The organism is Microbacterium sp. ISL-103 (assembly GCF_018613995.1).
GTDB lineage: Bacteria > Actinomycetota > Actinomycetes > Actinomycetales > Microbacteriaceae > Microbacterium.
Genome location: NZ_JAGGPD010000130.1, coordinates 1 through 7994 on the forward strand (window position 1 = coordinate 1; position 7994 = coordinate 7994).

8 protein-coding genes are annotated in these 7994 nt (G+C 69.4%); 6 read left to right on the forward strand and 2 right to left on the reverse strand.

All coding sequences use genetic code 11. The annotated features are described in order from the left end of the window. Positions 1-1347 (forward strand): carboxyltransferase domain-containing protein (locus J7E68_RS05660; RefSeq protein ID WP_215170656.1); only part of this gene is annotated, 1347 nt, incomplete at its 5' end. Further along, a complete protein-coding gene (locus J7E68_RS05665) occupies positions 1344-3056 on the forward strand; it encodes a biotin carboxylase N-terminal domain-containing protein (RefSeq protein ID WP_215170658.1) in 1713 nt (570 codons plus the stop codon). The genes J7E68_RS05660 and J7E68_RS05665, both read left to right, overlap by 4 nt. A 107-nt stretch (positions 3057-3163) precedes the next feature. Here the strand turns inward: J7E68_RS05665 and J7E68_RS05670 are convergent, their stop codons facing one another. Both J7E68_RS05670 and J7E68_RS05675 read right to left on the reverse strand, forming a co-directional pair. After that, on the reverse strand, positions 3164-4519 hold the full coding sequence (locus tag J7E68_RS05670; RefSeq protein WP_215170660.1) for a uracil-xanthine permease family protein: 1356 nt from the start codon (positions 4517-4519) through the stop codon (positions 3164-3166). 221 nt (positions 4520-4740) lie between these two features. Beyond that, complete coding sequence (locus J7E68_RS05675; RefSeq protein ID WP_215170662.1) at positions 4741-5619, reverse strand: phosphoribosylaminoimidazolesuccinocarboxamide synthase; 879 nt, start codon at positions 5617-5619, stop codon at positions 4741-4743. 138 nt (positions 5620-5757) lie between these two features. Between J7E68_RS05675 and J7E68_RS05680 the strand changes: the two genes are divergently transcribed. From J7E68_RS05680 to J7E68_RS05695, 4 genes are all read left to right on the forward strand, one after another. Then, entirely contained in the window at positions 5758-5973 is a 216-nt protein-coding gene (locus J7E68_RS05680) for a DUF2945 domain-containing protein (RefSeq protein WP_215170664.1), read from the forward strand. A gap of 53 nt (positions 5974-6026) precedes the next feature. Next, positions 6027-6575, forward strand: coding sequence for a GNAT family N-acetyltransferase (locus J7E68_RS05685; RefSeq protein WP_215170666.1), 549 nt, complete (start codon positions 6027-6029; stop codon positions 6573-6575). Between the two features lie 56 nt (positions 6576-6631). Continuing rightward, complete coding sequence (locus tag J7E68_RS05690) at positions 6632-7279, forward strand: PadR family transcriptional regulator (RefSeq protein ID WP_251048681.1); 648 nt, start codon at positions 6632-6634, stop codon at positions 7277-7279. Then, the coding region (locus tag J7E68_RS05695; RefSeq protein WP_215170668.1) for an MFS transporter at positions 7276-7994 on the forward strand (719 nt) is incomplete at its 3' end. The genes J7E68_RS05690 and J7E68_RS05695, both read left to right, overlap by 4 nt.

Sequence of the window (7994 nt, forward strand, 5' to 3'; positions counted from 1 at the left end):
CCGGTGCGCTACGACGGCGAAGACCTCGACGAGGCGGCATCGCTGCTGGGCGTGTCTGCGGCTGAGCTCGTGAACCGCCACCTCGCCGCCGACTGGAAGGTCGCCTTCTCGGGCTTCGCCCCGGGGTTCGGCTATGTGGTGAGCAGCGACCCCCTGTTCGACGTGCCCCGCCGCTCGTCGCCCCGCACCCGCGTGCCGGCCGGATCCGTGGCCCTCGCCGGACAGTTCACCGGGGTGTATCCGCGCGAGAGCCCGGGCGGATGGCAGCTCATCGGTCGCACGGATGCCCTGATGTGGGACATCGACCGCGACCCGCCTGCACTGCTGTCGCCCGGCACGACCGTCCGGTTCGAGCAGATGCGAGCACAGGTCGTGATGTCAGAGAACGCGGATGATCGCGCCGACGAACGGTCTGTCACCGAACGACCTGCCGCGAACTCCTCCGCGATCGAGGCCGCGAATGCCGCCGCGATCGAGGTCGTGCGTCCGTCGCTGCAGCTGCTGGTGCAGGATGCCGGGCGACCGGGATTCGCGGCACTCGGCGTCTCGTCATCCGGCGCCGCCGATCGTCGCGCCCTGCGCGAGGCCAACCGGGCCGTGGGCAACGCGACGGGCGCCGCCGTGCTCGAGAGCGTCGGCGGTGCGGTGCTGCGGTTCCATGGATCCGGGGTCGCGGCGGTCAGCGGTGCCGAGGGAGCTCTCGAGCTGGTCGACGCCACCGGCGTGGCACGTCGTATCGCGCACGGCGCGCCCTTCGCCACCGTCGAGGGCGACGAGCTCACGCTCGGGCATCCGACGAGCGGACTGCGCTACATCATCGCCGTCCGTGGTGGTGTCGCCGTGGACCCGGCGCTCGACAGCCGCGCGAGCGACACCCTCGCCGGGCTCGGACCTGCTCCGCTGGCCGCAGGCGACGTGCTGGGCGTCGGCGACTCCGCCCGGCATCCGGTCGAGCCGGATGTCACCCCGCGCACACTGCCGGCATCCGGCGAACTCGTCGACCTCGAGATCACGCTCGGCCCTCGCGACGACTGGTTCACCGCTTCGGCGCTCGCGACGCTCACCGGCCAGGAGTGGACAGTGACCCCGCGGTCGGACCGGGTCGGCATCCGGCTCGAGGGCGCCGTGCCGCTGGAGCGATCCGTCAGCGGCGAGCTGCCCAGCGAAGGGGCTGTCACGGGGGCGATCCAGGTGCCGCCTGACGGTCAGCCGGTGCTGTTCCTCCCCGATCATCCGCTCACCGGCGGGTACCCGATCATCGGTGCCCTCACCGATCGCAGCCTCGACCTCGCCGGGCAGCTGCCGCCCGGCGTGCGCGTCCGTTTCACCGTCAAGGAGACCTCATGACCAAGGTGCTGATCGCGAATCGCGGAGAGATCGCCGTGCGCGTCATCCGCGCCTGCGCCGAAGCCGGCTACACGTCGATCGCGGTCTACGCCGATCAGGATGCCGATGCGCTGCACGTGCGGCTCGCCGATGAAGCCCTGGGCCTGGGGGGAGACACCGCGGCGACGACGTACCTCTCGATCGATGCGGTGGTGGACGCGGCTCGGAAGAGCGGCGCGGATGCCGTGCACCCCGGCTACGGATTCCTCTCGGAGAGCGCGGAGTTCGCGCGCGCGGTGGAGGGCGCGGGCCTCATCTGGATCGGCCCCTCGCCCGAGAGCATCGACGCGCTCGGCGACAAGATGACCGCGCGCCGCATCGCGCAGCGCGTCGGGGCGCCGCTGGCCGCCGGCACCGATCAGCCGCTGGCAGGCCCGGAAGAGGCCGTGGCCTTCGCCGAGCAGCACGGGCTCCCGATCGCGATCAAGGCCGCCTTCGGTGGGGGTGGCCGAGGCCTGAAGGTGGTGCGAGAGCTGTCAGAGGTCGCGGATGCCTTCGAGGCCGCGACGCGTGAGGCGATCGCCGCCTTCGGGCGGGGGGAGTGCTTCGTCGAGAGGTTCCTCGAGAGTCCGCGTCACATCGAGGTGCAGGTGCTCGGTGACGGCCGCGGCGGCGTCGTGATCGTCGGCGACCGCGACTGCTCGATGCAGCGCCGCAACCAGAAGCTCATCGAAGAGGCGCCGGCTCCGGGGCTGACCAGCGACCAGCGGACGCGGTTGCATGATGCGGCCCGGGCGATCTGCGCCGAGGTGCAGTACCGGGGTGCGGGAACCGTGGAGTTCCTGCTCGCGGCCGACGGCACGATCTCGTTCCTCGAGGTGAACACGCGCCTCCAGGTGGAGCACCCGGTCACCGAAGAGGTCACCGGCACCGATCTCGTGCGCGAGCAGTTCCGCATCGCCTTCGGCGAAGGAATCTCGTTCACCGAGACCCCCGAGCCGACGGGGCACTCCTTCGAGTTCCGCATCAATGCCGAGGATCCCGGTCGCGGCTTCCTTCCCAGCCCCGGTCGGGTGGAATCCCTGCGGATCCCCGGCGGACCCGGCGTGCGCTGGGACAGCGGCATCGAGGCGGGCGACGTCGTGCAGCCGGCTTTCGACTCGATGATCGCGAAGCTCGTCGTGCATGCCGACAGCCGCGACGCAGCACTCGTGCGGGCGCGTCGGGCGCGGCGCGAACTCGTCGTCGAAGGCCCGGCCACCGTCATCCCGTTCGATCTGCTCGCGCTCGACGACGAGGCCTTCGCCACCGAGACCTTCGCGGTGCACACCCAGTGGATCGAGAGCACCCTGCTGCCTCGCCTCGAGCCGCAGCTGCGACCGGCTCCCGTGCCGGATGCCGCCCTCCAGCGCTTCCCCGTCGAGATCGACGGCCGCCGTGTCACGCTCGGGCTCCCGCTCGCCCTGCTCGCAGGGCTCGGTGGGCTGGCGGATGCCGGAACCGCGCCCGCCGCATCCGATCCGTCCGAGCTGCGTTCACCGGCACCCGGCACGCTCGTGCGCTGGCTCGCTGACGACGGGTCGAGCGTCGCGGCGGGCGATCCGGTCGCGGTGCTCGACGCGATGAAGATGGAGACCACGGTCACCGCTCACCGGGACGGCACTCTGTCGCACCGGGTGGAGGTCGCCGCCTCGATCGCGCCCGACACGGTGCTCGCAGTCATCGCCTGAGAGCGGGTCGATCGCTGAGCGCGATCCTCGACTGAACACGATCCTCGACTGAACACAGAAACCCCGGATGNNCATCCGGGATCTCTGTGTTCATGAGTCGATCGTGATTACGCGGGGTCGCCACCCAGCGGGCCCACGGCCTCGAGCGGGCGAGGGTCGTCGGCTCCGGTCTTGCGCGCGCGGGCGATCGCGTTGCCCACGTGGTAGATCAGGAGAGCTGCGACCGTGCCGAGCACGATGCCGCCGAAGGCGAAGTCGCCGAGTTGCATCGAGAAGCCGGCGATGCCGATCACGAGCGAGACGGCCGCCGTGTACTGGTTGACCGGGCGCGAGAAGTCGACCTTGCTGTCGACCCAGATCTTGATGCCGATGATGCCGATCAGGCCGTAGAGCGCCGTGGTCGCACCGCCGAGCACGCCCGCGGGGATCGAGTTGAAGACCTCGCCGACCTTCGGCGAGAACGCGAGCAGGATCGCGAAGAGACCGGCGACCCAGTAGACCGCGGTCGAGTAGACGCGGGTCGCGGCCATGACGCCGATGTTCTCGCCGTAGGTCGTCGTACCCGAACCACCGAAGCCTCCGGCGATCGTGGTGGCGACACCGTCGGCGATGAGCGCGCGGCCCGTGTGCTTGTTGATCGCGGGGTCTTCCGTCATGGTCGCGACACCGCGTACGTGGCCGACGTTCTCGGCGACGAGCACCAGGACGACGGGCAGGAACATCGCGATGGTCGACCAGGTGCCCGGGGCGACGAAGTCGGGGAGCTGGAACTCGGGAAGGCCGATCCAGGGTGCATCCGCAATGAGCTCTGCCGGCGTCTTGCCCCCGCGCAGCGCGTTGGGAACCTCGAACGAGCCGGTGAAGGCGGCGTAGATGAAGCCCACCGCGACGCCGAGGAAGATCGAGATGCGACCGAGGAAGCCGCGGAACAGCACCGCGAAGAGGATGATCGCGACGAGGGTGATGGTCGCGGTGACCGGGTCGATCTTGAAGTTGTTCCACGCGGTCGGGGCGAGATTGAAACCGATCAGCGCGACGATCGCGCCCGCGACCACCGGAGGCATCAGCGCATCGACCCAGCGGAGGCCCGCGAACTGTACGACCAGTCCGACGACGGTGAGCAGGATGCCGACCGCGACGACGCCGGCCAGAGCCGAGCCGGTGCCGCCCGCGGCGACCGCGGCGGTGATCGGCGCGATGAACGCGAACGACGAGCCGAGGTAGCTGGGCAGCTGGTTCTTGGTGATCAGCAGGAAGATCAGCGTGCCGAGGCCGCTGAACAGCAGAGTGGTCGAGACCGGGAAGCCGGTCAGGGTCGGCACGAGGAACGTGGCGCCGAACATCGCGACGACGTGCTGGGCGCCGATCGCGATCGTGGCGGGCCAGTTCAGGCGCTCGTCGGGCTTGACGACGGCGCCGGGTTCGACCGTGCGACCGTTTCCGTGGGTCTTCCACAGGGGCATGCGGGCTCCTCAAAATCGGGGGGAGGGGAGTGCTGGAGCAACACTACCGATTCCTGAGTGTTGGCTGGGTGCGCGAGGGTTTGCCCGGTCGCCCGCTGCGAAGGAGATCTCTCGCTCCGAAGGACCGCATCCGTAGATCAGTCCTTCGCTGGAAGAGATCTCCTTCGCAGCGTATGAGGGGTACGAGAGATGCACCTGGGGATGCGGGGGATGCGCGTGCGTCAGGCCCCGAGGCGCTCGATCAGCTCGCGGTAGCGGTCGGCAGTGCGCTCGACGATGTCGTCGGGCAGCACGGGCGGTTCGCCCTGCTTGTCCCAGTTCGCGGCCAGCCAGTCGCGCACGATCTGCTTGTCGAAGCTCGCCATGCGCTCCTTCGGCGTCGTGCCGGTGCGCCAGGCCTCGGCATCCCAGTACCGCGAGGAGTCGCTCGTCAGCACCTCGTCGGCCAGGTGCAGGACGCCCTCGGCATCCGTTCCGAACTCGAACTTCGTGTCGGCGAGGATCAGGCCCTTCTGCTCGGCGATCGCGGCGGCGCGGGAGTAGAGCGAGAGCGAGACGTCGCGCAGCTCGGCCGCACGGTCGGCGCCGACGAGCTCGACGGTCTGCTCGAAGGTGATGTTCTCGTCGTGCTCGCCCATCGGCGCCTTGTAGGCGGGGGTGAACAGCGGCTGGGGCAGGCGGTCGCCGTTCTGCAGGCCTTCGGGCAGCGGGATGCCGCACACGGTGCCGCTCTCGGTGTACTCGGCCCATCCGGAACCGGTGATGTAGCCGCGCACGACGCACTCGACCGGCAGCATCTCGAGCGACTGAGCGAGCATGGCGCGGTCGGCGACGCTCGCGGGGATCTCGCCCTCGGCGAGGTGGTTGGCGACGTCGTCGAGCTGGCTGAACCACCAGCGGCTCAGACGCGTGAGCAGAGCGCCCTTGTGAGGGATGCCGGGAGACAGCACGAAGTCGAAGGCGCTCACGCGGTCGGAGGCGACCACGAGGATGCGGGTGTCGGCGGCGTCATCCGAGGCGTAGAGGTCGCGGACCTTGCCCGAGTAGATGTGGCGCCAGCCGGGGATGGTCTGCGCGTTGCTGTCCGAAGGTGTGCTCACCCGCCCATTATCCCGGTTCCTCTCGCGAGGCCCACCTCTGGGACGAATGCGGGCTCAGCGCACTTGCGCGGCGCCTGTCAAGGGCCGATGAGGATGGCGGCGTATCGGCGAGCCTCGACGGGAACGATAGGAGCAGTCATGACGAAGGATCTGTCGAGGGGTGACCGGGTGAGCTGGAACACCCCGCAGGGGCGAACCCAGGGCACCGTCGAGGAGAAGCGGACGAAGGACTTCCGGTTCGCCGGGCAGAGCTTCACGGCCTCTGACGACGAGCCCGCGTACATCGTGAAGTCGGAGAAGAGCGGAGACACGGCGGCCCACAAGGGATCGGCTCTGCGCAAGCTGCGCAGTTGAGGCTCGGGGCGACGCATGGTCCGAGTGTCGGCGGGGCTGTCTAGCGTGGAGATGTGACTGACGACCTCTTCACCGATCGACTGCAGCTGTCTCGGGCTGTTCCCTCGGATCTCGACGCGGTGTTCGCGATCCAGAGCGATCCGCGAGTGTGGACGCACTATCCGAGCCTCCGCCACACGACCCGCGACGACTCGATCCGGATGATGGAGCGGTGGGAGCGCAGCTGGGAGCGGGCGGGCCTCGGGTCGTGGGTGGTGCGCATGCGCGACACGGGCGAGGTCATCGGCAACGGTGGCTGCACTCTGCTGGATGGCGACGTGTGGAACGTGGGCTACCGCATCGCCGCCGACCATCACGGCCGCGGCTACGCCACCGAGCTCGCGCGAGCCGCGGTTGATCGCGCTCGCATCCTCGCCCCCGACCGGGCGGTGATCGCGTACCTGGTCGAACACAACACCGGGTCGGCGCGCGTGGCGCAGAAGCTCGGGCTCGAACTGGTGCACCGGGCGCCCGATGCGGGCAATCCGGACCCGTCGGCGATCCGGCTGGTCTACGCGGATCGCGCCCTCACGCCCGGCCAGCTCGAGGCGGCTCTGCAGTAGGCGCACTCGCCGCATCGGCCGGCTTGTCGATGTCTGACCCCAGGCGTATAGTCCACATGGACTATTTGAGCGCGACCATCTGGGGAGGAACGATGCACCGCCTGACCCCGATGTCCGTCATGATCCTCGCGCTGCTGCGCGAGGGCGATATGCACCCCTACGAGAGGGTGCGGCTCATGCGCGCTCGGCGCGACGAACGCCTGCTCGCGATCACCAACGGCACGCTCTATCACACGGTCGGACGCCTCCGACGGGCCGGCCTCATCGACGAGGTCGGCAGTGATCGAGAGGGCAACCGTCCTGAGCGCACGACATACTCGCTGACGGATGCCGGGCGAGACGCCCTCATCACCTGGCTGCGTCGCGAGCTGTCGATCATCGACCGGCCGGCGGAGTTCCGGATCGCGCTCGCCGAAGCCCACAATCTCGAGAGCGCCGATGTGATCGAGGCTCTGCGTCTGCGACGTGCGGTCCTCGACGAGGCGCACGTCTCGCACCGCGACGGGCTGACCGGAGCGCGGCACAAGAACGTCCCCGAACAGGTGCTCGTCGAATTCGAGCGCCAGGAGGTGCTGCTCGACGCGGAGCTGCGCTGGATCGACTCTCTCATCGACCGACTCGAGGCCGAGGAGTTCCCCTGGGGCCCCAGCGCCTTCGAGTACTCAGACCGCTACCGCGCACAGCGAAAGGCCGCACAGCAATGACAGAACCCTCCTCGACAGGACGCCCGCCCGGGGCATCCTCGTCTTCCGGTCCCTCGACCGGAACCTTCGCCGCAGGTCATCGACCTGCGAGCCCGTGGCCGGCGCTCTGGGCGCTCGTCATCGGCTTCTTCATGATCCTCGTCGACACGACGATCGTCTCGGTCGCGAACCCCGCGATCAAGGCGGCCCTCGATCCGACGACCAACAACCTCGACAACGTCGTGTGGGTCACCAGCGCGTACCTGCTCGCGTACGCCGTGCCGCTGCTGATCACCGGACGCCTCGGCGACCGCTTCGGCCCGAAGAACATCTACCTCATCGGTCTCGCGATCTTCACGCTCGCGTCGCTCTGGTGCGGGCTCTCGGGCTCGCTCGAGATGCTGATCGCCGCCCGCGCCGTGCAGGGTCTCGGCGCCGCGTTCATGACGCCGCAGACGATGGCCGTGATCACCCGCACCTTCCCGCCCGAGCGGCGCGGCGCCGCCATGGGGCTCTGGGGTGCGACCGCCGGTGTCGCGACGCTGGTGGGTCCGCTCGTCGGCGGGCTGCTCGTCGACGGCTTCGGCTGGGAGTGGATCTTCTTCGTCAACATCCCGGTCGGCATCGTCGCGTTCGTGCTCGCGTGGCGTCTGGTGCCGAAGCTGCAGACCAGCCCGCACCGCTTCGACATCCTCGGCGTCATCCTGAGCGCTGCTGCGCTGTTCCTCATCGTCTT